Annotated in this window: 22 protein-coding genes; 9 read left to right on the top strand and 13 right to left on the bottom strand. The window is 68.6% G+C overall.

Going from position 1 to position 26034, the window contains the following annotated elements:
• Positions 1–16 precede the first annotated feature (16 nt).
• On the bottom strand, positions 17–3694 hold the full coding sequence (locus tag AD72_RS01655) for a nitrate reductase subunit alpha (RefSeq protein WP_031464543.1): 3678 nt from the start codon (positions 3692–3694) through the stop codon (positions 17–19).
• Between the two features lie 85 nt (positions 3695–3779).
• Here AD72_RS01655 and AD72_RS01650 point away from each other — a divergent pair, with 85 nt between their 5' ends.
• The gene (locus AD72_RS01650; RefSeq protein WP_231644704.1) at positions 3780–6341 is read left to right on the top strand and encodes a beta-glucosidase family protein; all 2562 of its coding nucleotides are present in this window, start codon (positions 3780–3782) and stop codon (positions 6339–6341) included.
• 16 nt (positions 6342–6357) lie between these two features.
• On the opposite strand, the gene AD72_RS01645 is transcribed toward AD72_RS01650, so the two are convergent.
• Complete coding sequence (locus tag AD72_RS01645) at positions 6358–7305, bottom strand: DMT family transporter (protein WP_082468716.1); 948 nt, start codon at positions 7303–7305, stop codon at positions 6358–6360.
• A gap of 192 nt (positions 7306–7497) precedes the next feature.
• On the opposite strand from AD72_RS01645, the gene AD72_RS01640 reads away from it, so the two are divergent.
• Positions 7498–8757 carry an MFS transporter gene (locus tag AD72_RS01640; protein WP_231644703.1) on the top strand — a complete coding sequence of 420 codons (1260 nt, stop codon included), beginning with the start codon at positions 7498–7500 and terminating at the stop codon, positions 8755–8757.
• A gap of 10 nt (positions 8758–8767) precedes the next feature.
• On the opposite strand, the gene AD72_RS01635 is transcribed toward AD72_RS01640, so the two are convergent.
• Genes AD72_RS01635 through AD72_RS01600 form a run of 8 tightly spaced genes read right to left on the bottom strand, consistent with a single transcriptional unit; the run spans position 8768 to position 15852 of the window.
• Positions 8768–9883 (bottom strand): ABC transporter ATP-binding protein, encoded by a 1116-nt coding sequence (locus AD72_RS01635; RefSeq protein ID WP_031464539.1) that lies wholly within the window; start codon positions 9881–9883, stop codon positions 8768–8770.
• Between the two features lie 11 nt (positions 9884–9894).
• A complete protein-coding gene (locus AD72_RS01630; RefSeq protein WP_051897718.1) occupies positions 9895–10704 on the bottom strand; it encodes an ABC transporter permease in 810 nt (269 codons plus the stop codon).
• Position 10705: 1 nt separating this feature from the next.
• Entirely contained in the window at positions 10706–11578 is an 873-nt protein-coding gene (locus tag AD72_RS01625) for an ABC transporter permease (protein ID WP_197284853.1), read from the bottom strand.
• A 5-nt stretch (positions 11579–11583) separates the two neighbouring features.
• Entirely contained in the window at positions 11584–12639 is a 1056-nt protein-coding gene (locus tag AD72_RS01620; protein WP_197284852.1) for an extracellular solute-binding protein, read from the bottom strand.
• A gap of 8 nt (positions 12640–12647) precedes the next feature.
• Complete coding sequence (locus tag AD72_RS01615) at positions 12648–13046, bottom strand: carboxymuconolactone decarboxylase family protein (protein ID WP_031464535.1); 399 nt, start codon at positions 13044–13046, stop codon at positions 12648–12650.
• Positions 13030–13812, bottom strand: a complete 783-nt coding sequence (locus AD72_RS01610; protein ID WP_037344554.1) for an alpha/beta fold hydrolase — start codon at positions 13810–13812, stop codon at positions 13030–13032. Before AD72_RS01610 ends, AD72_RS01615 begins: the two co-directional genes overlap by 17 nt.
• Positions 13809–14852 carry an LLM class flavin-dependent oxidoreductase gene (locus AD72_RS01605; protein WP_031464533.1) on the bottom strand — a complete coding sequence of 348 codons (1044 nt, stop codon included), beginning with the start codon at positions 14850–14852 and terminating at the stop codon, positions 13809–13811. Before AD72_RS01605 ends, AD72_RS01610 begins: the two co-directional genes overlap by 4 nt.
• Positions 14853–14895: 43 nt before the next feature.
• Positions 14896–15852: a flavin reductase family protein gene (locus AD72_RS01600; protein ID WP_031464532.1), complete on the bottom strand. Its 957-nt coding sequence runs from the start codon at positions 15850–15852 to the stop codon at positions 14896–14898.
• A 93-nt stretch (positions 15853–15945) separates the two neighbouring features.
• Here AD72_RS01600 and AD72_RS01595 point away from each other — a divergent pair, with 93 nt between their 5' ends.
• Together AD72_RS01595 and AD72_RS01590 are read left to right on the top strand one after the other, a co-directional pair.
• Positions 15946–16620, top strand: a complete 675-nt coding sequence (locus tag AD72_RS01595; protein WP_031464531.1) for a GntR family transcriptional regulator — start codon at positions 15946–15948, stop codon at positions 16618–16620.
• Positions 16621–16664: 44 nt separating this feature from the next.
• Complete coding sequence (locus AD72_RS01590) at positions 16665–18152, top strand: aldehyde dehydrogenase family protein (protein WP_031464530.1); 1488 nt, start codon at positions 16665–16667, stop codon at positions 18150–18152.
• Positions 18153–18173: 21 nt separating this feature from the next.
• Here the strand turns inward: AD72_RS01590 and AD72_RS01585 are convergent, their stop codons facing one another.
• Complete coding sequence (locus AD72_RS01585) at positions 18174–19124, bottom strand: LLM class F420-dependent oxidoreductase (RefSeq protein ID WP_031464529.1); 951 nt, start codon at positions 19122–19124, stop codon at positions 18174–18176.
• Positions 19125–19148: 24 nt separating this feature from the next.
• A complete protein-coding gene (locus tag AD72_RS01580; protein ID WP_031464528.1) occupies positions 19149–19745 on the bottom strand; it encodes a TetR/AcrR family transcriptional regulator in 597 nt (198 codons plus the stop codon).
• Between the two features lie 159 nt (positions 19746–19904).
• On the opposite strand from AD72_RS01580, the gene AD72_RS01575 reads away from it, so the two are divergent.
• The 5 genes from AD72_RS01575 (at position 19905) to AD72_RS01555 (ending at position 25639) form a co-directional block, all read left to right on the top strand.
• Positions 19905–21122 carry an acetyl-CoA C-acetyltransferase gene (locus AD72_RS01575; RefSeq protein WP_031464527.1) on the top strand — a complete coding sequence of 406 codons (1218 nt, stop codon included), beginning with the start codon at positions 19905–19907 and terminating at the stop codon, positions 21120–21122.
• A 62-nt stretch (positions 21123–21184) separates the two neighbouring features.
• Entirely contained in the window at positions 21185–22138 is a 954-nt protein-coding gene (locus AD72_RS01570) for a phosphotransferase family protein (protein WP_082468720.1), read from the top strand.
• Positions 22138–23361, top strand: coding sequence for an acyl-CoA dehydrogenase family protein (locus tag AD72_RS01565; protein ID WP_031464525.1), 1224 nt, complete (start codon positions 22138–22140; stop codon positions 23359–23361). The genes AD72_RS01570 and AD72_RS01565 overlap by 1 nt, the downstream gene beginning before the upstream one ends.
• Complete coding sequence (locus tag AD72_RS01560) at positions 23358–24536, top strand: acyl-CoA dehydrogenase family protein (protein WP_031464524.1); 1179 nt, start codon at positions 23358–23360, stop codon at positions 24534–24536. The genes AD72_RS01565 and AD72_RS01560 overlap by 4 nt, the downstream gene beginning before the upstream one ends.
• Positions 24533–25639: an acyl-CoA dehydrogenase family protein gene (locus AD72_RS01555; RefSeq protein WP_031464523.1), complete on the top strand. Its 1107-nt coding sequence runs from the start codon at positions 24533–24535 to the stop codon at positions 25637–25639. Before AD72_RS01560 ends, AD72_RS01555 begins: the two co-directional genes overlap by 4 nt.
• Before the next feature lie 13 nt (positions 25640–25652).
• Here AD72_RS01555 and AD72_RS01550 read toward each other — a convergent pair whose 3' ends face one another.
• Positions 25653–26003, bottom strand: a complete 351-nt coding sequence (locus AD72_RS01550) for a nuclear transport factor 2 family protein (RefSeq protein ID WP_031464522.1) — start codon at positions 26001–26003, stop codon at positions 25653–25655.
• Between the last annotated feature and the right edge of the window lie 31 nt (positions 26004–26034).

Genomic DNA, 26034 nt, shown 5'->3' with positions numbered 1-26034 from the left:
CCTCCGTTCGGTGGCATCAGTAGTCGACCTCCTGGCTGTGCCGCCGGATCATCGCGATCTCGTCCCGCTGATTTCCGGTCGGCCCGTGATAGTTGGCGGCGAAACTCTGCTGCGCGTAGCCGCCGATCAGATGCGTCGGCTTGAGCAACAGCCGGGTCAGTGCGTTGTGGATGCCGCCGCGACGCCCGCTCGAATCGGCCCTGGGTGTGTTCACCGTGCGCTCCTGAACGTGATAGACGAAGGCCGTTCCCCGGGGCATCCGGTGCGACACGATCGCGCGCATCACCGCGATTCCGTTGCGGTTGACCAGCTCCACCCACTCGTTGTCGGCCACCCCGATGCCGCTCGCGTCCGCGGGGCTCAGCCAGACGGTCGGCCCGCCGCGGGAAAGGGTGAGCATGTGCAGGTTGTCCTGATAGGTGGAGTGGATGGACCATTTCGAGTGCGGCGTGATGTACCGGACCACGACCGCATTGCCGTGGCACGTCCCGGGTTCGGGGTGACCGTCGAGCGCGGCCAGCGCCAGTGGCGGGCGGTAGACCGGAAGATTCTCCCCGAGCTCGCTCATCCAGTCGTGGTCGAGAAAGAAATGCTGCCGCCCGGTCAGGGTGTGCCAGGGCTTCAGTTGCTCGACGTTGATCGTGAACGGGGCATAGCGGCGCCCGCCGGATTCGTCCCCGGACCATTCCGGGCTGGTGACGACCGTGGCCGGTCGTGACCGGGTATCGGCGAAGGTGACCCGGTGGCCGTGCTCGGTGAGACCGGTCAGCGCGCGGCCGGTCTGTTGTTCCAGCTTGGCGAACCCGGCCTGCGCGATGCGTCCGTTGGTGGTTCCGGACAGGGCGAGGATCGCATCGGCGAACCGCCGGTCGGTGTCGATCCGCGGGCGCATGCCGTCCTCTCCGGCCGGTGCGGTGCCGTTCGCCTGACCGAGCCAGTGCAATTCCTCGGTGACCTCCACCGTCCACCCCTTGGCCGTCACCCCGCGCTTGTCCAGCAGCGGGCCGATCGTGGCCAGTTTCGCCGCCACCGCGGGATAATCCCGTTCCACGACCGTCAGGTGCGGCAGGGTCCGTCCCGGCCGTCCCGTCCCGGCGAGCGGTTCGGTGCCACCGGGCTGGGCGAGTTCGTCGGGGCTGTCGTGCCCGAGGGGAGTGGCGACCACATCCCGGCGGGTACCGAGATATTCGCCCGCCAGTCGGCTGAACCGCTTGGCGATGGCGTGGAAGGCATCGAAGTCGGTGCGTGCCTGCCAGGGCGGGGCGACCGCGGCGTTGAAGGAGTGCACGAAGGGGTGCATATCCGTCGAGGACAGATCGTGCTTCTCATACCAAGTCGCCGCGGGTAACACCACATCCGAGTGCAGCGTTGTGCTGGTCATCCGGAAATCCAGGGACAGCAACAGATCCAGCTTCCCGGAGGCGGCTTCCGCGTGCCAGCGCACCTCCCGCGGGCGCCGGTCGGCGTCGAGTTCCGGGTTCTGCGGCGGCGCGCCGGTGCCGAGCAGATGGTGCAGGAAGTACTCGTTCCCCTTGGCCGAGGAACCGATCAGATTCGACCGCCACACCGTCAGGATCCGCGGCCAATTCTCCTCGGCGTCCGGATCCGCGCTCGCGAACGACAACCGTCCCGCGGCCAGTTCCGCGGTCACGTAGTCCTCGACGGACCGCCCCGAACCCGCCGCATGATCGGCCAGGTCGAGCGGGTTGCGGTCGAATCCCGGCTGGCCGGGCACCCATCCGTGGCGCACCGCCCGGGCCAGGCAGTCGATGGAGCTCGCACCGGCGAGTGTTCCCGGACCGCCCGGCCAGCGCAGTGTGTCGGCGGTGACCGTGTCGTACCGCCACTGTCCGGTATGCGTGTAGAAGAACCCGGTTCCGATGCCCTGCCGGGAGGGGCGGCACCAGTCGGCGGCTCCGGAGAGGCTGGACCAGCCGGTCAGCGGACGCACCTTCTCCTGGCCGACGTAATGCGCCCAGCCGCCGCCATTGCGGCCCTGGCATCCGGTGAGCAGCAACAGGGTCAGGAAGGTCCGGTAGGTCTGATCGGAGTGGAACCAGTGGTTCGTGCCCGCACCCATCACGATCATGCAGCGGCCCTCGGAGCGCAGCGCGGTATCGGCGAACTCCCGCGCGATCCGGATCGCCCGTGCCGCCGGGATCCCCGTGATACCTTCCTGCCAGGCCGGGGTCCCCATCCGCTCGGCATCGGCGTACCCGCGTTCCCCGGACTCCCGTGCTACGCCGTACTGGGCCAGCAACAGATCGAATACGGTCGTGACCGGTTGCCCATCGGCCAGGCGCACCACGGGAACCCGTGCTTCGAACACGGTGCCCGCGCCGGCTGCCGCGTCGAACCGGGGCAACGACACGGATGCCCACTCGCGGGCGTGGTGCCCGGCGAGGCCGAGCATCGGCGTGCGTCCCTTGAGATCCAGGTTCCATCGCCCCGGCTCGGTGTCCTGCCAGCGGAACCCGAGCGAACCGTTCGGTACCACGACGGCCTGGCCGGACTCGTCGAAGAACACCGGTTTCCAGGCGCCGTCCGGATCGTCCGATGCCGTGTCCGCCGCGGTGCGGAACTTCCCCGCGACGAGCCGGCCGTCGCATTCGCGTAACGAGATCAGAAACGGAAGATCCGTGTACCTGCGCACATAGTCGGTGAAAAACCGGTGCGTCGACTCGACGAAGAATTCCCGGAGGATCACGTGTCCCATCGCGACCGCCAGGGCACCATCGGTTCCTGGGGCGGCGGCGAGCCATTCATCGGCGAATTTCGTACTGTCGGCGTAATCCGGTGAAACGACGACGACCTTTTGCCCGCGATAACGCGCCTCGGTGAGGAAATGCGCGTCCGGCGTTCGGGTCACCGGCACATTCGAACCCCAGAGCAGCAAATACGCGGCATCCCACCAATCGGCCGATTCGGGAACATCCGTCTGGTCGCCGAACACCTGTGGCGAGGCCACCGGAAGGTCCGCGTACCAGTCGTAGAACGACAACATCGGCGCCCCGAGCAGGGCGTGGAACCGGGCGCCGATCGCATGCGAGACCATCGACATCGCCGGAATAGGGGAGAAGCCGGCGATCCGGTCCGGGCCGTACCGGCCGATCGTGTCCACGTACGCGGCGCTGACCAGGTCCACGACCTCCTCCCAGGAGGCGCGGACGAATCCGCCCTTGCCGCGGGCCTGCTGATAACGGCGCCGCACGGCGGGATCGCGGACAACCGCGCGCCACGCGAGGACCGGGTCACCGTGGTGCTGCCGTGCGCGGCGGAACTCGTCCAGCAGCACCCCGCGAACCAGTGGATAACGCACCCGGTTCGGGGAGTACTCGTACCAGGAGAACGAGGCGCCGCGCGGGCAGCCGCGTGGTTCGTAGGCCGGACGGTCCACCCCGGCGCTCGGATAGTCCGTGTCCTGTGTTTCCCAGGTGATGATCCCGTCTTTCACATAAACCAGCCATCGGCACGAACCGGTGCAATTCACCCCGTGGGTCGACGGGACGATCCGGTCGTGGCTCCAGCGATCCCGGTAAAAGGAATCATCGACCGAAGCCGAGGTTTCGAGGATCATTCGGGAATCGTCGCCCGTCGAAGCCGCCGGTCGTAGAAAGCGGCCGATATCGAGGAGAACGTCCTCCAGATCGCGGTGGGACGGTCCGCCGATCCGTTTCGGCAACCAAGAGCGCATGACTCGATGCTACGCGTCAAAATGCGAAGTCCAAAATGAAGACTTTTGCCACGAAAGTCTTCGTTGGATCCCTTGTGCAGCTTTTGTGCGGGCTCGGCTGACGATTCCGGGACGGGAAATCACCCCGGCCGGTGATGCGCCCGGGCACGGCAACGGACTACTCGCCGCCGCGGGTAGGCTTTCACCGGTCGTGCCCGCCGCCGTAGCCGACAAGGACGAGGCCATGCCTGATGAACAGAAGCTCCGTGCCCTGCTGGGAAAGCTCAGCCTGGAACGCAAAGTGCGGTTGCTCACCGGCGCGGACTTCTGGAGCACGCACGCCGAACCGGCCATCGGGCTGCGCCGGATGGTGCTGTCCGACGGTCCGTCCGGGGTACGCGGGGAGACCTGGGATGAACGCTCACCCTCGCTGAGCCTGCCCTCGGCGAGCGCGCTCGCGGCGAGCTGGGACCCCGGGGCCGCCTACCGGTACGGCATCGTGCTCGCCGCCGAGGCGTGGCGCAAGGGAGTGCACATCGTGCTCGGCCCGACGATCAATCTGCACCGCAGTCCGCTCGGCGGCAGGCATTTCGAGGCCTTCTCCGAGGATCCGCTGCTGACCGGGCGAATCGCCGCGGGCTATGTCCGCGGACTGCAGGACCACGGTGTCGCGGCGAGCCCGAAACACTTCGTGGCCAATGATTTCGAGACCGAACGGCTGACCGCCTCGGTCGTCCTCGATGACCGTGCCCTGCGCGAGCTGTACCTGGCACCGTTCGAGACGGTGGTCACCGAAGCGGGCAGCTGGCTGGTCATGTCGGCCTACAACGCGGTAGGCGGCACCACGATGACCGAGCACCCGCTGCTCGAGGATCCGCTGTGCCGGGAATGGGGTTTCGACGGGGTGGTCGTCTCCGATTGGCAGGCGGTGCGCAGTACCGAGGCCAGTGCCCGCGCCAGGCAGGATCTGGTCATGCCCGGGCCGGAGGGAGCCTGGGGCGCCGCCCTTGTCGAAGCGGTCGCCGACGGCCGGGTCCCCGAGCAGGCGGTGAACGAGAAGGTACTGCGGCTGCTCCGGCTGGCCGCGCGGGTCGGCGCGCTCGAGGACGGGCAATCGTCCGTGGCCGCGCCCCCGGTCGACGGCCGCGCGTTCGCCAGGGACCGGTGCGCGGACGGCATGGTGTTGCTGTGCAACGAGGATGAACTGCCCTGGTCCGGCAGCGGGCCACGCTCGGTCGCGCTGATCGGCGAACCCGCGCTGTGGCCACGCACCCAGGGCGGCGGCAGCGCCACCGTGCTGCCCGAACAGGTCACCAGTCCACTCGACGGCCTGCGCGCGGCGCTCGGCCCGGATCGGCTGAGCGTCAGCCGCGGAGTTCCGGTGCAGCAAGGGATTGCCGAACTGCCGCTCGATGCGCTGACCGATCCGGTTTCCGGGGAACCCGGGCTGCGGGCCAGGTTTCTCGACGCGGCGGGGGGTGAACTGCGCACCGAGAACCGTCGCTCGCCCGCATTGCGCTGGCTGGGCAACGCACCCGAGGGTGCCGCGGTGCTCGAACTGCGCACCCGGTACCGGGCGCCGGACTCCTCCCGGCCAGGGATCGCCTGCGCCGGCCGGGTGCAGGTGCTCGCCGACGGGAACACCGTGCTGGACACCGAACTCGCCGTCGATGCGGACAATCCGGCTGCGGCCCTGTTCGAGCCGCCCAGCGCGATCCTCCCGCTCGCCGTCGAGGCGGGAGCCGAGGTCGAGCTCACGGTGCGGTACACCATCGGCGAACTGTCCAGGACGCTGCGGGCGCTGGCGATCACGCTCGGCACCGAGACCGCGGCCGTTCCGGTGGCCGAGGGCATCGCGGCGGCGGTGGACGCGGCACGCGAGGCCGAGACCGCGGTGGTGTTCGTCGGCACCAATACCGAGGTGGAAAGTGAGGGCCACGACCGGAAGAACCTCGCGCTTCCCGGTGCGCAGGACGAACTCGTTCGCGCGGTGGCGGCGGTCAATCCACGCACCGTCGTCGTTGTCGAGGCGGGCAGCCCGGTGCTCATGCCCTGGCGCGCGGAGGTCGCCGCGATTCTGCTCGGCTGGTTCGGTGGACAGGAACTTGGCAGCGCGCTCGCCGATGTGCTGCTCGGCGTCCGCGAACCGGGCGGGCGGCTGCCGACCACCTGGCCCGGTGCCGAAGAGGATGTCCCGGTGCTCGATGTCACCCCGATCGACGGTGAACTGCGCTATCCGGAGGGGCTGCACATCGGATACCGCGCCTGGCTCGGATCCGGCCGCGAGCCCGCCTGGCCTTTCGGGCACGGCCTCGGCTACACCGGCTTCTCCTTCGACACCATCCGGGCGGATTCCGCGATCAGCGGGGGAGAGCCGATCACCGTGCGGGCCACCGTGACCAATACCGGTGCCCGTGCCGGGAAGTGCGTGGCGCAGGTGTACGCCGCGCGAGCCGAGTCCACTGTGGACCGGCCGGTGCGCTGGCTCGCCGGATTCGCCGCGCTGCAGGCGGGTCCGGGGCAGACCGTGACCGTGGACATTCCGGTTCCGGCCCGCGCTTTCGCGCACTGGGACGGGGAGTGGCGCTATGAACCGGGGGAATTCGAGCTGCTGCTCGGCCGCTGCGCGACGGATCTGCCGCTGACCACGACCGTCACCATACGGTAGCCGTAGGCCACGGTGATCACTTCCGGCTGGTCACGGTGACACCGAGGACCACAACGGCACCCCCGAGGATCTGCAGCGGGGTGACCTGGTCGCCGACCAGCAGCCAGGCGATCAGGATTCCGAAGACCGGGATCAGGTTGAGGATGTTGACCGCGGTGCTCGGCCGGAGCCGGGTCAGTCCGTGGGCGTAGCAACCCATCCCGGCGATGGAACAGACCACGGCGAGCAGCAGCAGGCTGGTCACCGTGGCCGCCGGGGAATGCGGCGCGTGCCAGTCGCCGATCTCGATCAGCGCCAGCGGAACGAAGGCGAGCGCACCGACGCGCGCCTGGTAGTAGACGATCTGCGGAGTGGGGTAGCGCCCGGCCACGTCCCGGGTCGCGAAATTGTAGAGGGCCCACACGATGCCGCTGACGATCAGCAGGATGTCCCCGAGCAGCCGGGCCTGCCCGCTCGCCCCGTTGAACCCGACCACGAGAAAGACCCCAGCGATCGCGAGCCCGATCCCGGCGAGCTCGCGGGGTGGTGTCCGGCGGCGGTGCAGGATCAGGTCGAGCAACGCGGTCAGGGCCGGATAGGACGCGACGAGCAGGGCGGCATCGGTCGGAGTGGCCAGTTCGATACCGAAGTTCTCGACGCTGAAGTACAGGGTGAATCCGAAGATGCCGCCGAGTGCGAGCCGCCACTGATCCTTGCGGGCCGGTTTCGGATAACGCTTGATCCAGTGCACCCATACGGCGAGGATCGCGGCGGCGATGGCGAACCGGATGACTCCGATCGTCAGCGGTGGCACATCGCGGAGCGCGACCTTGGTGAAGGTGTAGGAGGCCGCCATGATCAGTGCCGCGATGATGACGCTGAGGAAGGCGATGCCGTTGCCGGTGGACCGGGAATCCGGCGGATCGGGGTGTTCCGTGCCCGCGGGGCTCGCGTCGGGTTCTTCGGCTCTGTGGTTCGGCGGCACGAGGTCGGTCTCCGGTCTGTGGTTGTGAATGGATCGCCCAGATGGTCGTACAGGGACTGGACTTCGGTCAACGATCCGCACCGGCGCCGAGCCGTCCGGATGTGAGCCGGGTCAATCGTGCAATCGCGTTGCATGGTGCCGTCCTGGAACGTTTGATGTCGCCGGCCATCCCGGGATGGCAGCTTGGAAAGCGTGACGCAGCCGAACCCTTCCTCGCTTCCCCTTGCCACACATACGGTTTCCACTGGGCGATCCGCCGATCGCAGCCAGCTGCGGACCGCGGTGTACGTGCTGGTCGTGCTGACCGCGGGCGCCTATCTGCCGAGCCCGCTCTATCCGGGGTACCAGGAGATGTTCGGGATCAGCGATCTGCTGATGACGGTGGTGTACGCGACCTTCGCGCTGGTCAGTGCGCCCGCGCTGGTGATGTGCGGCTCGGTCTCCGATGCGGTGGGTCCCCGGCTGGTGCTGCGGGTGAGCCTGCTGCTGGCGGCGCTCGGCTCGGCCTGTTTCCTGTTCGCCTCGGGTCCCGCCTGGTTGCTGGCCGGGCGCGCCGCGCAGGGATTCGCCCTCGGTGCGGCCACCGGTGCGGCGGGTGCGCTGATCAGTGCGCGCAGCGGTGGGCGACGGGCGGGCAGCGGGGCGGTGCTGGCCAGTATCGCGTTCGTCTCCGGTACCGCGGCCGGACCGGTCGCGGGCGGCTTCCTGGCCCAGTACGTCCCGGCGCCGCACCTGGTTCCGTTCGTGCTGCACCTCGTGCTGCTCGGATTCGGGTGGCGCCGGGTGAGCGGCCTCGATTCCTCGGTGTCCGGGACCCTGCGCTGGAAACCGGCATTACCTGAGGTCCCCCGTGGCATGCGCCGGTTGTTCGCGACGGCCGCGGCGAGCGGATTCCTCGCCTGGACCGTCGCCGGGCTGTTCCTCGCCGTTATCCCGACCCTGCTCACCAGGACCATGCAGGCCGGTACCGCGCTGGTCGGCTGTGTCCTGGGGGCGGTGCTGATCTGTTCGGTGCTGACCCAGCCGTTCGTGCCGCGGATCGGCACCCGGGCAGCGCAGCTGGCCGGGCTCGGCGCGCTGCTGGTCAGCCTCGGCCTGCTCGCCGCGACCACCGGTGCTTCGGTAGTGCTCACCCTGCTCGCGGCCGTGGTCGCCGGATGCGGGCACGGCCTGGCCTACGGCGGGGCGGCGAGCGCCATCGATGTGGTCGCCCCTGCGGACAAGCGCGGCGCGATCACCGGGGCGCTGCACCTCGCCTTCTATCTCGGGGCGGGGTGTCCCGCGGTCGTGGTCGGGCTGATCACGCTCGGGCATTCGCTGGCGACCGCGACCACCTGGGTCACCGTGGGCACCGCCGCGCTCGTCCCGGTGGCCGCCCTGGCCGTTCTGCTCGTCGCACAGCCGAGGATCGCGCTCATGACCGGGAACACCGCGCGCCTGGAATCGAAATGAGCCGGTACGGTCAGCTGCCGGTCTGGTCCTCGGCGAGCCGGACGAGCACACTGCGTTCGGCGGGCCAGGCGATCTCGGTCGGACTGCCGATCCGGATCTCGCGGTCCTCGTCGTGCGAGATCCAGAACGAGCAGCGTTCCCCGGAGGCGAGGGTTCCGGTGCACAGCACCCGGTCGCCGAGGAACACCTTCTCGGCGACCGTGATCGCGAAGGTGTTCCACTGCCGGGCCGGATCGGTGGACAGGTGGGCGTCCTCGGGGCGCAGTACGACGCGGAGTTTGTCGCCCGGGCTGACCTGATCCGTGGCGCTGCCCCGGATCGGCTGTCCGCAACCGGCTCGGGTGGTGACCTGGCCGGGGGAGACGTCGAGGCAGTGCACGTCGAGGAAAGTGGCGGCGCCGACGAAACCGGCGACGAAGTCATCGGCCGGCCGCTCGTAGATCTCGCGGGGGCTGCCGATCTGGCGGACCCGGGAATCGCGCATGACGACGGTGCGGTCGCTGAGCCCGAGCGCTTCGTCCTGGTCGTGGGTGACGTAGACGATGGTGGTGCCGACTTCCTGGTGCACCCTGCGCAGTTCGGCCTGCATCTGCTTGCGCAGGGACCGGTCGAGCGCGGACAGCGGTTCGTCCATGAGCAGGACCGGCGGTTCGTGCACGATCGAGCGCGCCACCGCGACCCGCTGCTGCTGGCCGCCGGAGAGCTGGCGTGGATAGCGGTCGCGCAGCTGACCGAGACCGACGATCTCGAGTGCCTCCTCGATGCGTTTCCTCGCCGCGGGCCTGGCTTTCCGGCGGACCTTGAGCGGGAATCCGACGTTTTCCGCGACAGTCATGTGCGGGAAGAGCGCGTAGCCTTGCAGCACCATGCCGAGGTTGCGTTTGTGCGTCGGCAGCCGGGTGATGTCGTGTTCGGCGAGCGCGACCGAACCGACGTCCGGGGTCTCGAATCCGGCGATGATGTTGAGCGTGGTGGTCTTGCCCGAACCGCTCGGCCCGAGCAGGGACACGAATTCTCCTTGGCCTACCGCGAGATCGATGTCCTGGACCGCGGTGACGGCGCCGTAGTTCTTGCCGATACCGGTGAGGGTGAGCGAACCGGCGGTGCTCTGGCAACTGGTGGACATGGGCGGAATCCCTACAGTCGGATCTGGATATCGGTGCGTTTGCGCGACCACCGCACGAGCAACAGGGCGGCCAGCAGGAGGACCAGCGTGACGACCGTCAGCACGGTCGCCGCCACCGGTACGAGCGGGTTCACGTCGTAGGTGATGCTGTTGAACATCTGCACGGGCAGGGTGGGAAGCGTGTCACCGGCGATGAACAGGGCGATCACCGCCTCGTCGAAGGAAGTCATCAGCCCGATCAGGGCTCCGGCACCGACGGCGGGCGCGATGATGGGGAGCACGATACTGCGGAAGGCGGTGAACGATCCGGCCCCGCAGACCCGTGCCGCGCGCACCAGGCGGAAATCGAAGGTCTGCAGTGCCGCGGTAACGGTGAGGATGACGAAGGGTATCTCCAGCACGGCGTGGGTTGCGGCGACCATCCAGAGATTCCCGACCAGATGGAACCGCAACAGGATCAGATAAGCGCCGAGCCCGAACACCACGATCGGGATCATCATCGGCAGCATCAGGGTGGATTCCACGAGATTCTTGAACCGGGAACGCCCGCGGACCAGCCACCAGGAGGCGGCCACCCCGATCGGCAGCGAGATGAGTACGGACACGAGTGCCACATTGAGGCTGCGCTGCAGCGCGGCTCGCCACTGCAGGTCGGCGAAGAATTCCCGGAAATAGTGCGTGGAGAATCCCGGCGGCGGGAATTCGAGGAACTGGCTGGTGCTGAACGCGAGCGGGATCACCACCAGGCTCGGCACGATCAGGAACAGCGCCAGCAGGCAGGCGTAGACGGTGTTGATCGCGCGCAGCAGTTTGGAGTCCATGTCACCGGTACCTCCGCTCCAGGCGGCCGACGAGCCGGAACAGCACGAAGCACACCAGGGCCACCACGGCGAGCACGGCACCGATCGCCGCGCCGAAGCCCCAGTTGGTCGCGGTGTTGATCTGCACGCTGATGAGCTGGCCGACCATCATGTCCTGTGGCGAACCGACCACGGCGGGAATGATGTAGTAGCCAAGGGTCGTCACGAACACGATGATGGATCCCGAAGCGATTCCGGGCAGCATCAACGGAAGCGAGACCCGGAAGAACCGGGTGACCCGGTTGGCTCCGCAGATCGCCGCCGCGCGCTCCAGTGCGGGATCCAGCCTGCGAATGTTGTCGTAGAGCGCCAGCAGCATGTACGGCACGCCGTACTGGGTCATCGCGATGATCGTGGCCGTACGCGTGTGCGCCAGCGAACCGTCCGCCCCCATGAGCCCGATCGCGTGCAGTGCCTCGGGAATCGGGCCGCCCTTGCCGAGCAGCGCGAGCCAGGCGTACGCGCGGACGATGACGCTGAAGAACAGGGTGCACAGGACCGCGCCCAGGAGCAGGTTCCGCAGGCGCGCCCCGGCCTTCACGACGAACATCGCGTACGGCAGCGCGAGCACCAGGCTGATCACGGTCACGATCAGCGAGACGAACAGGCTGCGGCCCAGTACACCGAGCGCGAGGGAGGAGGTGAACACATCCCGGATGTGGGTGAGCCCGGCCGGTGCCTCGGTGAAGGCGGTGGAGAGGACGAGTACGGTCGGGATCAGGAAGACCGGAATGACCAGTGCGAGGGCGGGAACGGTGAGCAGCCAGGTGCGTTCCCGGCGCCGCCTGGTGGCCGGGGCGCGTGGGGCGCTCGGCCGGGTCGTTGCCGTTGTCATGGTGTTCATGCGCTTGCCCAGGTGTTCCATTTGTTGGTGGCCTCGTCGAAATTCTCCGCCCACCACGACAGATCGATCGAGCCGACGGCCTTGGCGAGGTGAGCTGGTTCGAGGTTGAGCCACTGGCGTTCGGCCGGGCTCATCTTCTGCAGCGCGGTGTGCGTGGTCGGGCTGTACCCGGTCGCCCGGGATCTGCCGACGATGACATCGGGGCGATTCATGTAGCGCAGCAGCCGGATCGTCTCGTCTTTCTGCGGATCATTGGCCGCGACCACGTCGTATCCGCCGTCCTGCAGATTGTCCTGCCATTCGAGCGCCACCGGTTTACCGGCGCGCGCCACCGCCGCGGCGCGGTTGTTCCACGCGAACGCGAACGGAGCGGTTCCCGCCGAGAGTTGCTGTTGCAGTTCGGCACCGGAATTCCAGAACGTCAGCGATCCTTTGATCGAATCGAGTTTGCCGATCGCGCGATCGATATCGAGCGGATACAGATCCCGGTAGGGAACCCCGTCGCCGAGCAGCGCTATCTCCAGCATGCCGAACGGCCAGTTGTAGATGCTGCGTTTGCCCGGAACCGCGCGCGGATCGAGGAATTCACTCCAGGAGCGCGGATGCCTTCCGGGATGATCGGTGCGGTAGGCGATGGCGAAACAGTAGCTGCCGCTGGCGATTCCCCACGGCAGCACGGGTTTGCTGCCGCCGGGAAGCTCGATGTAGTCGTGCACGTCCCCGGTGACGACCTCGTTGCCGATATTCGCCCACCATTCCTGGTGCTGGAAGGTGTACCAGCCTTCGAAGTCGATCCAGTTCCAGGTGATCCGATCGTTTTTCTGTTGGGCTCGATAGCGGCCGTAGTCGACCGGCGCGGTCACCCGGACCGGAATGCCGGTCAATTTCTGGAACGGAGCGGCGACCAGTTTCTGATAGCCCTCGCCGGTGGTGCCGCCCCAGGTCACCATGGTCAGCGTCTGCTTGCCCGAGGTGGCGGTCATCCCGCAGGCCGAGAGGGCGGTGCCGCCGAGCAGCGCGGCACCACCGCCGAGGAACCCCCGACGTGTCACCACCATGGTCATTCGCCCCGGCAGTGCTCGGCGATCGCCCTGCGCAGGGCGGCCTGGCAGGAGACGGCGGCGGGAACCCCGGCGTAGACCGCGATCTGGCGGAGCACCGCGGTCAGCTGGTCCGGGGTGATCCCGTTCCGCAGGGCGCCCTTGGCATGGGCCTCGAACTCGTTGACCCGGCCGAGCGCGGCCGCGATCGCGAGCACGACAAGGCTATGCTGCTGCCTGCTCAGCCGTTCGTCGGTCCAGATCTCGCCCCAGCAGTAGGTGGTGAGGAATCGCTGGAACTCGACGGTGAGGTCGTCGGCGTGGGCTCCTGCCTTGTCCACGTAGTCCGCGCCGAGAACGGTCCTGCGGACCTGCATTCCGGCGTCGTGGATGTCCTGGCCGTCAACAGTCTCGGACATGGTCGAGAATCTCCTTGGTGATGAGGTCGGGAATTTCCGACAGAATCGAATGCCGTACTCCGGGGAACACCACGTGTCTGCCGGTGCGCACGCCTTCGGCGATGCGCCGGGTCATCTCCGGTGGCGAGCCGATGTCGAGTTCCCCTGTCATGGCAAGGGTCGTGGCGGTGATCGAGCCGAGCTCGGCGGCCAGATCCGTGGTGGCGAGCACGCGGTAGGCGCGGGCGTAGGAATCCGGGTCCAGTGCGGCCATCCGGGCCAGGGTCCGGTCCCGGACCTCGGGATGCGCGCGCAGGTATTCGGCCGAATACCACCGGTCGACGCTTTCCCGGGCGACCGCTTCGGGGCCGTCGTTCTCGATCCGGGCGAGCCGGTCCAGGACGGCGGCCCGCTGCCGCGGTGTACGGCCCGCCACCGCGGAGATCGTCACCAGGCTCCGCACCCGGTCCGGGTGCCGCGCGGCCAGGCGCTGGGCGATCAGGCCGCCCAGGGAGAATCCGATGACGTGCGCGGTCTTGATCCCGAACAGGTCCAGGACCTCGAGCTGATCGGCGGCGAAATCGTCGATGTCCCAGGCCCCGGCGGGGGAGTGCGAACGGCCGTGCCCGCGCAGATCCTGGCGTACTACCGGGGCGTGCTGGGCCAGCTGTCCGGCGATGGCGTCCCAGGAACCGAGATCACTGCCGACACCGTGGATCAGCACGCAGGGCGTCGTCTGGTTCCCCGGTGACTCGAAGACGGTGTGCAGGCCGGGTGCCGGGTTCATCGCGGTTCCCCGGTGCCGAATGCCGGGATCACCTGCTCGGCGAACAGTTCCAGGCTGCGCATCTCGAGTTCGTGCGGTACACCGAACGTCGCGCCGTACAGGAAGACATCGGTACCGGCCTGTTCGTACCGGTGCAGTTTCTCGATCACCTGGGACGGTGTGCCGAAAACCAGGTTCTGCCACAGTTCCTCGGCCGTGGGTGGCTGGGTTCCTGGCTTGTGGTACGGATGCACGAAGCCCTCGTGCACCTCGCCGTCGGACTGGAACAGCGAGTTGAAGTACGGCTCGCGGGCGAGCGCGGCCTCGGGGCCGACCTTCCACTGCCCGGGATCCTCGTACACGAAGGCGTCCCGCAGCGTCATCATGCGCGGTACATGGCCGTTTCCGACCGAGGCGACCGCCTTGTCCAGCCGCTCGCGCAACGAGACCACTTCCTCGAAGGGCATGTTCAGCGGTGCGACCATCACGTTGCAGCGCTCCCGGACCGCCAGTTCGAACAATTCCGGATGGCGGGCGGAAATCCACAGTGGCGGGCCGCCGGGCTGGGTCGGCCTCGGTGTCGAGGTCGTGGCGGGAAAGCTGTACTTGGCGCCGTCATGGGCATAGTCGCCCGCCCAGAGTCCGCGCAGCGCGGGCACCAGTTCGGCCAGGCTCTCCCGCGCGATCTCCGGGGCGATTCCGCCGGCCATGCGGGCGAACTCGTAGGTGTAGGCGCCACGCCCGATGCCGAGTTCGAGGCGGCCGTCACTGAGCAGGTCCACCAGTCCCGCTTCGCCGGCCAGCCGGACCGGGTGCCAGTAGGGTGCGCACAATACCGCTGTGCCAAGGCGGATCCGCTCGACGCGTTGCGACCAGGCGGCCAGTTGCGCCAGCGGATTCGGCGCCATCGTCAGCTCATGTCCGTGGTGTTCGCCGCAGAACACCGTGTCGAATCCCGATCGGTCCGCGAATTCCACGATTTCGTTGGCACGGTCGCGTAGTTCCGCGGCAGAGATCCGCGCGTCGATACGGCCGAGATCGAGCATCAAAGCGAACTTCATGATGACCCTTCGTTCGTCGCTGGGTTCGGGTTCGGGCATCCGGTCAGCCGGAGAGCTGCACGACGTTGCCGCTGAGTTCGGTGCCGGAGTAGATGCCGAACGTCGGCCCCTCCCGCTCCCGGGCATAGCGCCGCAGAACGGAACGCTCCACAGTGGACGCGATCCGGCTCAGGGTGGTCTCGCTCAACGGATAGAGCGAGGCGCGGTCCGAGTCCAGCCGCGCGCGATCGGTGGTCGAACGGTAGACCATGGTCAGCTGGCCGGAGGTCTCCGAGTTGTAGGCGGAGTACAGGAACTCGATGGTCATCGGTGCTCCGACCAGGGCACCGCCTTCCCGGCAGAGGCTGCGCTCACTGAGCTGACGAGCGTGCACCGGCGCGGTCGGGATGGCCAGCCGCCCGTCCGGCAGATGGGTGAGCGCGACCGATCCCTGTGGTGTCTCGACGATCCAGCCCGCACGGATGGTTTGGCCCTCCCCGCCGGAGTCGGCGAGCTGCGGAGCGGGGGCGAAGCTGACGAACCTGCCCTGATGGAACGCCAATGGCTGCCCGCCGCGTTCGGCGTAGTCGGTGACCGCGCCGATCAGCACGGCATGGTCGCCGATATCGATCGTCTCGGCCCTGCGGCATTCGATCCAGGTGGTGGCGGCCCGCAGAATCGGGTGCCCGAGCGGGCTCTGCTCGACTTCGATCCCGTCGAACTTGTCCGGGCGCTTGCTCGCGAACCGGGTGGCGAGTTCCTGGTCCTCGGCACCGAGGATGTTGATCACGTACCCACTGGCGGCGGTGAACACCGGGAAACTCGCGGCGCGATTGTCCACGCAGACCAGTACCCGTGGTGGACGCAGGGATACGGAGGTGAACGAGTTCACCGTGATCCCGCGCCACGAACCGTCTTCGGCGCGGGTGGTGACGATGGTGACCCCGGTGACGAAGGCTCCGAGTGCCTGACGCAGGGCTCGTAGTTCGGATTCGGACAGCTCGCGATGCGGATCAGCCACGGTTCCTCCTCATTGAAGAACGGTCAACAGCTGTCTTACAGGTGACAGTAGCAAGCAGTTGTCAGATAGAACAAGAGTTGAGAAGATGCGGAGATGACGAGCTACTCGCTGCGTGCGATCGAGCGCCCGCCGGCCTTGATCCGGGATCAGGTGGCCGCCGAATTGCGCCGCGCGATATCGAATCTGGAGCTGCGGCCCGGCCAGATGCTGGTCGAGCGGGAACTGTGCGAGAGCACCACCGCGAGCCGGGCCACCGTCCGGGAAGCCCTCCGGCAGTTGCAGAGCGAAGGGCTCGTGGTGTCCTCGACCGGTCGCGGCAGCTTCGTCGCGACCCTGACCAGGGACGAGGCGCGGGAGATCTACGAGGTCCGGGAGGCACTGGAAGGCCTCGCCGGTTATCTGTTCGCCATGAACGCGGACCAGCACGATCGGGACGCCCTCGAATCGGCCTGTGCCGAGGTCGCCGATGCGGTCCCGGAAGTCGTGGACGTGCTGCGGGCGAAAGCGCGGTTCTACGAAGTGCTGATGGCCGGTAGCCGGAATGCGGAACTGAGCAGGCAGTTGCACGGAATGAACATGCGGGCGACCCTGGTGCGCTCGCTTTCGCTGGCCCAGCCCGGCCGCACCGACCAGATGATCAAGGAAATTCGCGCGATCGTGAAAGCGGCCGTCAGCGGGAAAGCCGAACGAACCCGTGAGCTGTGTGCGCAGCACGTTCGCAATGCGGCACAGGCCTACAACGAGGCCGCCGATCAGATGTCTTCCTGAATTGTCCGTGCCGTGCTGGCGCGCCGAGAAGAGGAATTCCTTGTATGACATCGCACAATCGAGTTCGTAATGCACGGGGAGCCGCCGATTTCGACCGCGAGTGGTCGATGCTCATCGGCGGTGAGTATTCCGGTTCCGGAAACACGCGCACAGTCGTCGATCCGGGAACGGGCGAACGGCTCGCCCAGGTTCCGGAGGCGGATCCCGGTCACGTGGACGCGGCGGTGCGCGCCGCCCGGGCGAGTTTCGAGGACGGCCGGTGGACGGCGAAACCGGCTCCGGATCGGGCCCGGGTGCTGTGGCGCCTCGCGGATCTGATCGAGGAGTACGCGGACGATTTCGCGCTCGCGGAAAGCCTCGATCAGGGAATGCCGTACCACAAGGCACGCCAGGGCATGATTCCGGAAGCGGCGCGCTGCCTGCGTTACTACGCCGGATGGGTGGACAAGATCTCGGGGCGTGCGGAGCTCCTCCGCACCGGCAGCGGTAGCTATCACGCCTACACCGCGCGGCATCCCATCGGCGTGGCCGGGTTGATCATTCCGTGGAACTCGCCGCTGCTGATGGCCGCGTGGAAACTCGGTCCCGCGCTGGCGGCGGGCTGCTCGGTCATTCTCAAACCAGCCGAACAGACACCGCTCACCGCGCTCATGCTCGCCCCGCTGCTCGAGGAAGCCGGGTTTCCCTCCGGGGTCGTCAACATCGTCACCGGCGATGGGGCCGTGGCCGGAGCGCGGCTCGCCGAGCACGAGGGAGTCGACAAGATCGCCTTCACCGGCTCCACCGAAGTCGGGCGGCTGATCGTGCAGGCCGCACTGGGCAACCTGAAGAAGGTCTCGCTCGAACTCGGTGGGAAATCACCGGTGATCGTCTTCGCGGATGCCGACGTCGACAAGGCCGTCGAGGGTGCGGCTGCGGCGATCTTCTCGAATTCCGGGCAGATCTGCACGGCGGGCTCGCGGCTGTTCGTGCACGACTCCCTCTTCGACACCGTCACCGAGGCAGTGGCCGAGATCGGCCGCGGGATCCGGCTCGGATACAGCCAGGACGCCGGATCGCAGATGGGTCCGGTGATCTCGCAGGAGCAGCGCGACCGGATCCTGGGGTACATCGAAGCCGGTGTCGCCGATGGCGCCACGGTGCTCAGTGGCGGGAACGGCCGCGCACCCGGGTACTTCGTCGAGCCCACGGTACTGACCGGGGTGGACGCTTCGATGGCGGTGGCCCGCGAGGAGATCTTCGGCCCGGTACTCGCCGCCCAGCGGTTCACCGACGAGGACTCGGTCGTCGCCGCGGCCAACGACACCGAGTTCGGGCTGGCGGCCTCGGTGTGGACCCGCGATATCGGCCGCGCGCACCGGGTCGCCGGCCGTATCCGCGCCGGGCGGGTCGGGATCAACGTGCACGGCCTCGCCGATGTCACCATGCCCACCGGCGGCTTCAAACAATCCGGCTGGGGCCGCGAACTCGGGCCGGACGGCCTCGATCTGTTCCTCGAAACCCAATCCGTGTTCAGCGAAATCGGAAACTGACCCGGAAACCGGCCGTGCTTCTCAGCCGAGTGCGCCGTCGGCCGCGAGCTGCGGCATGACCTCCGCGGCGAAGAGTTCGATGTGGTCGAGGTCGGCGAGATCGAGGATCTGCAGGTAGAGCCGGTCGATTCCGGTGTGTTCGCGCCACCGCCCGATGGCGTCGACCACCTGCGCCGGTGAACCCGCCAAGGCGTTGGCCCGCATGCCCTCCGGAGCCGCCGCGGGCAGGGCGCGCTCGGCGATCTCGGCGTCGGTGCGGCCGAGCGCCAGTGTCTGCCCGATCGACCGGGGCAGGCTGGCCGGTTCCCGTCCGGCGTCGCGGCAGGCGGCGTCGACCCGCCGGAACTGTGCGACTGCGGTGTCGATCGAGGCGAAGGTCAGGTTGAACTCGGCGGCGAAGCGGGCGGCGAGCGCGGGAGTGCGCCGCGGCCCGTATCCGCCGATGATCACCGGCGGACCGGGTTGCTGTACCGGGCGGGGCAGTGCCGGGCAGTCGGTGAGCGTGTAGTGCGTGCCCGCGTAGGAGAACCGCTCGCCGGGCGGGGTGGCCCAGAGCCCGCTCAGGATCTCCAGCTGTTCGGTGAACCGGTCGAACCGTTCGCGCGCCGTGGGGAACGGGATGCCGTAGGCCGTGTGCTCGGCGGCGAACCAGCCCGCGCCGAGGCCGAGCTCGATCCGGCCGCCGGACATCTCGTCGGCCTGGGCGACGGTGATGGCGAGCATGCCCGGCAGCCGGAAGGTCGCGGCCGTGACCAGGGTGCCGAGCCGGATCCGGGTGGTCTCGCGTCCCAGGGCGGACAGGGTGGTCCAGGCGTCGGTGGGGCCGGGCAGGCCCGCGGACCCGTCCATGGTCAGCACGTGGTCGGAACGGAAGAAGCCCTCGAAACCGGTCTGCTCGGCCAGCCGGGCGACCCGCAGCAGCTCGCCGTAACCGGCACCTAGTTCGGGTTCGGTGAAGATTCGGAAGTCCACGGCCACCAAACTACGCGTGCCGGATCAGTGGGCGCGGACGATGCGCAGCGCGATCGCGGCGTAGTGCTCGGCGACGTCCTCCGGGGACCAGCGGCCCTCATCGCGGTACCAGCGGGCGATGTCGATACCGAGGGAGAGCACGGCGACCGCGGCGATGGACGGATCGGGGACGTCGAAGACGCCCGCTTCGGCGCCGCGCTCGACGAGCTCGCGGACCGCGTGCTGGATCCGGTGCCGGATGTCGCGGATCTCGGCGTGGTGCGCGGGAGTGAGCGCCGCCAGCTCGTAGTTCACGATCCGCGCCCCGGTGTGCCCCTGTGCGTGATGGGCGGCGAAATCGCGGACCACGGCACGCAGTGCGGCCGCCGGATCCCCGGCCGATTCGATCGCCTCGGTGATGATCCGCAGCGTGTTCTCGTGCCCCGAGCGGGAGATCAGGTAGAGCAGTTCCTCCTTGGACTTGTGGTGCACGTACAGCGCGGCCGGGCTCATCCCGGCGGCCTCGGCGATGTCCCGCGTCGTGGTCCCGTGGAAGCCCCGCTCGGCGAACGCCGCCGTGGCCGCGTCCAGCAGGCGAGCGCGGGTGGCGTCGGAGCGGGGGCGGTCAGCTGAATCGGTCATCGCGCCTCATTATTTCCCCCTCGTCCGGTGCGGACCTCGGCGACATGTGGTGTGACCTCCCCGACTCGAATCGGCAGCGGCCGGCTCTTGACGATCCGTTCTCGCGTCCAGCACGCTACACAATAAGCAAGCGCTTAGTCATTACACGAGGGAGTGTCCATGCCCGAGGCCGTGATCGTCGCTACCGCCCGCTCGCCGATCGGCCGCGCGGGCAAAGGGTCCCTGAAGGAACTGCGCCCGGACGACCTGACCGTGCGCATGGTGCGCGCTGTGCTGGACAAGGTTCCGGAGCTGGACCCGCGCGAGATCGAGGACTTGGTGCTCGGTTGCGGGCAGCCGGCGGGCGAATCGGGATTCAACCTGGCGCGGGTGGTCGCGGTACTGTCCGGGATGGATCACCTGCCGGGCACCACGGTGAACCGCTACTGCTCGTCCTCGCTGCAGAGCACCCGGATGGCGCTGCACGCGATCAAGGCAGGGGAGGGCGAGGTGTTCCTCTCCGCGGGGGTGGAGACGGTGAGCCGGTACGGGCACGGGAACGCCGACGGCATGCCGGACACGCAGAACCCGCTGTTCGCCGATGCGGTGGCGCGCACCGAGAAGTTCGCGGGCGGTGGCCAGACCTGGGCCGATCCACGCGAATCCGGTGCGCTGCCCGATGTGTACCTCGCGATGGGGCAGACCGCGGAGAACGTCGCCCAGTACCAGGGGGTGACCCGTGCGGAGCAGGACGCGTTCGGGGTGCGTTCGCAGAACCGGGCGGAGAAGGCGATCGCGGACGGGTTCTGGGCCCGCGATATCACCCCGGTGACCCTGCCGGACGGCACGGTGGTGGACGCCGATGACGGTCCGCGTGCCGGGGTGACCCTGGACGGGGTCGCGGCACTGAAGCCGGTGTTCCGCCCGGACGGCACGGTGACGGCGGGGAACTGCTGCCCGCTCAACGACGGTGCCGCGGCGGTGGTGATCATGTCCGACACGAAGGCCGAACAACTCGGAATCACCCCACTGGCGCGGATCGTGTCCACCGGGGTCACCGCGCTATCCCCGGAGATCATGGGCCTCGGTCCGGTGGAGGCCTCGCGGAAAGCGCTCGACCGGGCGGGCCTTTCCATCGGCGACATCGATCTGGTGGAGATCAACGAAGCCTTCGCGGCGCAGGTGATCCCTTCGGCCCGGGAACTCGGGATCGAGGAGGAACGGCTGAACGTGAACGGCGGGGCGATCGCGGTCGGCCATCCGTTCGGCATGACCGGGGCGCGCATCACCAGCACCCTGATCAATTCCCTGCGGTGGCACGACAAACAGTTCGGCCTGGAGACCATGTGCGTGGGCGGCGGCCAGGGAATGGCGATGGTGCTGGAACGGCTGTCGTGAGCGGGCACACCGGGAATCCGCCCGGACTCGACCTGGAGCGGTTGTCCGGCTGGTTCACCGCCATGGTGCCGGAGGCGGGCCGGGAGCTGAGCGCGCGGCTGCTCACCGGCGGGAAGTCCAACCTGACCTACGAGATCGGGGACGGTGCCCGGACCTGGATCCTGCGCAGGCCGCCGTTGGGGCACGTGCTGGCGACCGCGCACGATATGGGCCGCGAGTACCGGGTGATGTCCGCGCTGCGGGACACCGAGGTGCCCGTGCCGAGGATGTACGCGCTGTGCCAGGACGAGGAGCCACTGGGCGCGCCCTTCTACGTCATGGAGCGGGTTTCCGGCACCCCGTATCGCTACGCGAAGGATCTCGCGGGGTTCGGCCCGGCACGGACGAGGGCGCTGAGCTCCGCGATGGTGGGCACCCTCGCGGAGCTGCACGCGGTGGATCCCGCCGCGGTGGGGCTCACGGATTTCGGCCGTCCGCAAGGGTTTCTGGACCGGCAGGTGCACCGCTGGCGCAAGCAGCTGGACGCCTCACACAGCCGGGAACTGCCCGCGGCCGAGGAGCTGTTCGAACGGCTGGCCGCGCGGGTACCGGAGGAGTCCGCTTTCGCGATCGTGCACGGGGATTACCGGCTGGACAATCTGCTGGTGGACGCCGGGGACCGGATCACGGCGGTGCTCGACTGGGAGATGGCGACCCTCGGTGATCCGCTCACCGATCTGGCGCTCATGCTGGTCTATCACCGGCTCGCGGTCCTGGGCGCGGGGGACGCGGATGCCTGCCTCGCGCCCGGATTCCTCACCGAGGAAGAGATCATCGAGCGCTATGCCGAACAGCGGGAGCCCGCGCGGTTCGGCTTCTACCTCGGGCTCGCCTCGTTCAAGCTCGCCGTGATCCTGGAAGGGATCCACTACCGGCACCGGCACGGTCAGACCGTCGGTCAGGGTTTCGAGCGGGTCGGCGAATCCGTCGTCCCGATCCTGGAGGCTGGATTGCAGTCATTGGAGGAATATCGCTGATGGAGTTCGCGTACGACGCCAGGACCGAGGAGTTGCGGGAGAGCCTGCTCGAATTCATGGCCGACCATGTCCACCCGGCCGAGCCGGTGTTCGCCGAGCAGTTGGGGGAACTGACGGACCGCTGGGCCTGGGATTCGGTTCCGGTGCTGGCCGAACTGCGCGCCGAGGCCCGCCGCCGTGGGCTGTGGAACCTGTTCCTCCCCGGCGAGCACGGCGGCGGGCTGACCAATCTGCAGTACGCCCCGCTCGCGGAGATCACCGGGCGCAGCGGTGGCCTCGCCCCTGCCGCGCTGAACTGTTCCGCCCCGGACACCGGGAACATGGAGGTGCTGTCCCTGTTCGCCACCGAGGCGCAACGCCGGGACTGGCTGGAACCCTTGCTGGAGGGGAAGATCCGTTCCTCGTTCGCGATGACCGAACCGGATGTGGCTTCCTCGGACGCGACGAACATCGCCACCCGGATCGAACGCGACGGCGAGCACTATGTGCTCAACGGGCGGAAATGGTGGATCACCGGGGCGATGAACCCGAACGCGAAGATCTTCATCGTGATGGGCAAGACCGATCCGGACGCGGAGCGGCACCGCCAGCAGTCGATGATCCTGGTTCCCCGGGACACTCCCGGTCTCACGGTGGAACGGGGCATGGAGGTCTTCGGCTACGACGACCACGACCACGGCGGCCACGCGCAGCTGAGCTTCACCGATGTGCGCGTTCCGGTGGAGAACCTGATCGGCGGGGAGGGCGAGGGCTTCGCGATCGCGCAGGCGCGGCTCGGGCCCGGGCGCATCCACCACTGCATGCGCTCCATCGGGGTCGCGGAGCGGGCGATCGAGCTGATGTGTGCCCGTGCTGACGAACGGGTCGCCTTCGGCAAGCCGATCGCCGATCAGGGCGTGGTGCGCGACTGGATCGCCGAATCCCGGGTGCGCATCGAACAACTGCGGCTGCTCGTGCTCAAGACCGCGTGGCTGATGGACACCGTCGGCAACAAGGGCGCGCACAGCGAGATCCAGGCCATCAAGATCGCCACCCCGGCCACCGTGCAGTGGATCCTGGACAAGGCGATCCAGGTGCACGGCGCCGGCGGGCTCGCCCAGGATTTCCCGCTCGCCGCCGCCTACGCCGGGATCCGCACCCTGCGGTTCGCCGACGGACCCGATGAGGTGCACAAGAACGCGCTGGCCCGTACCGAACTGCGCAGGCAGCGGGAGAACCGATGAACATCGAAGCATTGCGGTCGCGGATCGGGGACTTCCTCGCCGCGCACGACCCCGCGCGCACCGAACGGCTGGAATTCCTGCGCGCCCGCTACGACGCCGGTCTGGCCTGGGTGGCCTTTCCCGAAGGTCACGGTGGACTCGGGCTGCCGCAGGCCTGGCAGCTGGAAACCGACGCGCTGTTCGCCGCCGCGGGTGCCCCGGACAACCAACCGGAGCGCAACGGGATCGGGCTCGGCATGGCGGCGCCGACCATTCTCGCGTTCGGTACCGAGGAACAGAAGCGCCGCTTCCTCCGTCCACTGTGGACCGGTGAGGAGATCTGGTGCCAGTTGTTCAGTGAACCGGGAGCGGGCTCGGACCTGGCCGCACTGGCCACCCGCGCGGTGCCGGACGGTTCGGACTGGGTGGTCAACGGGCAGAAGGTGTGGACCTCGAGCGGGCATCTCGCCCGGTTCGCCATCCTGGTGGCCCGCACCGATCCGGATGTGCCCAAACACCGTGGTATGACGTACTTCCTCTGCGATATGACCGATCCCGGGGTGGATGTGCGGCCGCTGCGCCAGATCACCGGGGAGGCAGAGTTCAACGAGGTATTCCTCAGCGAGGTGCGCATCCCGGACAGCCAGCGGCTCGGTGAGGTCGGGCAGGGTTGGCAGGTGGCCACCGCGACACTGAACAACGAGCGGGTGGCCATCGGGGCGCACGCCGCACCGCGCGAGGGCGGTATGGCCGGGGTCGTCGCCCGAACCTGGCGGGAGCACCCGGAAGGCCGTACCCCGGAACGGCACGATCGGTTGCTGCGGCTGTGGGTGGAGGCCGAGGTCGCCCGGCTCACCGGGGAACGGCTGCGGCAGAAGCTCGCCCAGGGACAGCCCGGCCCGGAAGGCGCGGCGATGAAACTCTCGTTCGCCCGGCTGAACCAGCAGCTGTCCGGGCTCGAACTCGAAGTCCTCGGCGAGCAGGGGCTGCGCTACTCGGACTGGACCATGGTGCGCCCCGACCGGGTCGATTTCACCGGGCGCGACGCCGGATACCGGTATCTGCGCGCCAAGGGGAACTCCATCGAGGGCGGCACATCCGAGATCCTGCGCAACATCGTCGCCGAGCGGGTACTCGGACTGCCCGCGGAACCCCGTGTGGACAAGGACGTGCCCTGGAAGGACGGAGCGAAATGAGCGAGCTCGACCTGCTGTACACCGGGATCGAGGAGGATCTGCGGGCCACCGTGCGGGATGCGCTCGCGGATCGGTGCGACACCGCCGCGGTGACCGCCGTGTACGACGGCGACCGCTCGCTGATCGGCGGTCTGTGGAAGACCCTCGCGGTGGACCTGGGGCTTGCCGGGCTGCTGGTCCCCGAGGACCGGGGCGGGGCCGGTGCCACCGCGCGCGAGGCGGCCGTGGTGCTCGAGGAACTGGGCCGTGCGGTCGCCCCGGTGCCGTTCCTGACCAGTGCCGTGCTCGCGACCACCGCGCTCCGGGAGACCGAGAAGCGAGCGGGCGCCGAACTCCTCGCCGATCTGGCGGCGGGGGAGTGCACCGCGGCGCTCACCGTTGCGCTGTCCACCGCGCCGGACGGGGAACTGCCGCCGGTGCGCGCCGACGGCGGGCGGCTGCACGGCACCGTCACCAGTGTCGCCGGTGTCCTCGAAGCCGAGGTGCTCCTGGTACCGGCCACCACCGGGGACGGCCTGGCCCTGTTCGCCGTGGCCGCGGGCGAAGCGGGCAGGGAACCGGTCGTCTGCCTGGACATGACCCGGCAGCTGGCCGATGTCACCCTGCGGGGCACGCCGGGGACACTGGTGCTCGGCCAGGCGGAACCCGCCGTGCGGCACGCGCTGCGCACCACGACCGCGCTGCTGGCCGCCGAACAGGTCGGCATCGCCCGCTGGTGCCTCGAGGAGACCGTGGCCTATCTCAAGCAGCGCAGGCAGTTCGGCCGGATCGTGGGCGGGTTCCAGGCGCTCAAACACCGCCTCGCCGATCTCGCCGCCGGGGTCGACGGCGCCACCAGTGCCGCCCGCTACGCCGCCGCCACCCTCGCCGCCGGGGACCCGGACAGCGAGATCGCGGCCACCATCGCCCAGGCCTACTGCGGTGATTTCGCCGTCACCGCCGCGGAGGAAGCCATTCAGCTCCACGGCGGGATCGGCATGACCTGGGAACACCCCGCGCATCTCTACCTCAAACGCGCGAAGGCCGACCAGCTGGCCTTCGGCACTCCAGGGCAGCAACGCACGAAACTGGCCGAGCTGATCGAGTTGCCGGGGCCACGGTGAACCACGCGGCGGCTCAGCCGGGAACCTTGTCCAGGAAGCCGCGCACATCCGCGATCCGGTCCTGGTCGTCGAGGACGAGCACATCGAAGCCGATCACGACCGGTTCCGCGCCGCGCGGGCCGAGACCCCACTGGAAGCGCATCTGCCTGTGGTGCGCGTCGACCGTGCCGACGGGGGAGAAGACGAAATCGGGGAACTGCTGCTGCACCTGCTCGATGACGGCGCCGATGTCCCCGTGACCGCGGGCCTCGGCCAGCGGATCGGTGTAGCCGGCTTCCGGGGACCAGTGCTCGGCGAGCAGCCTCGTCCGCTCCGCACCGGTGGCGTTCCAGGTGGCCAGGTAGTTCTCGACAACGGTCTGCATGACGGTGTCCTTTCCGGAGTTCGGTGTCACT

Origin of the sequence: Sciscionella sediminilitoris, from assembly GCF_000737195.2 — a bacterium.
Lineage (GTDB): Bacteria > Actinomycetota > Actinomycetes > Mycobacteriales > Pseudonocardiaceae > Sciscionella > Sciscionella sediminilitoris.
This window is presented reverse-complemented; position numbering and strand designations above follow the sequence as displayed.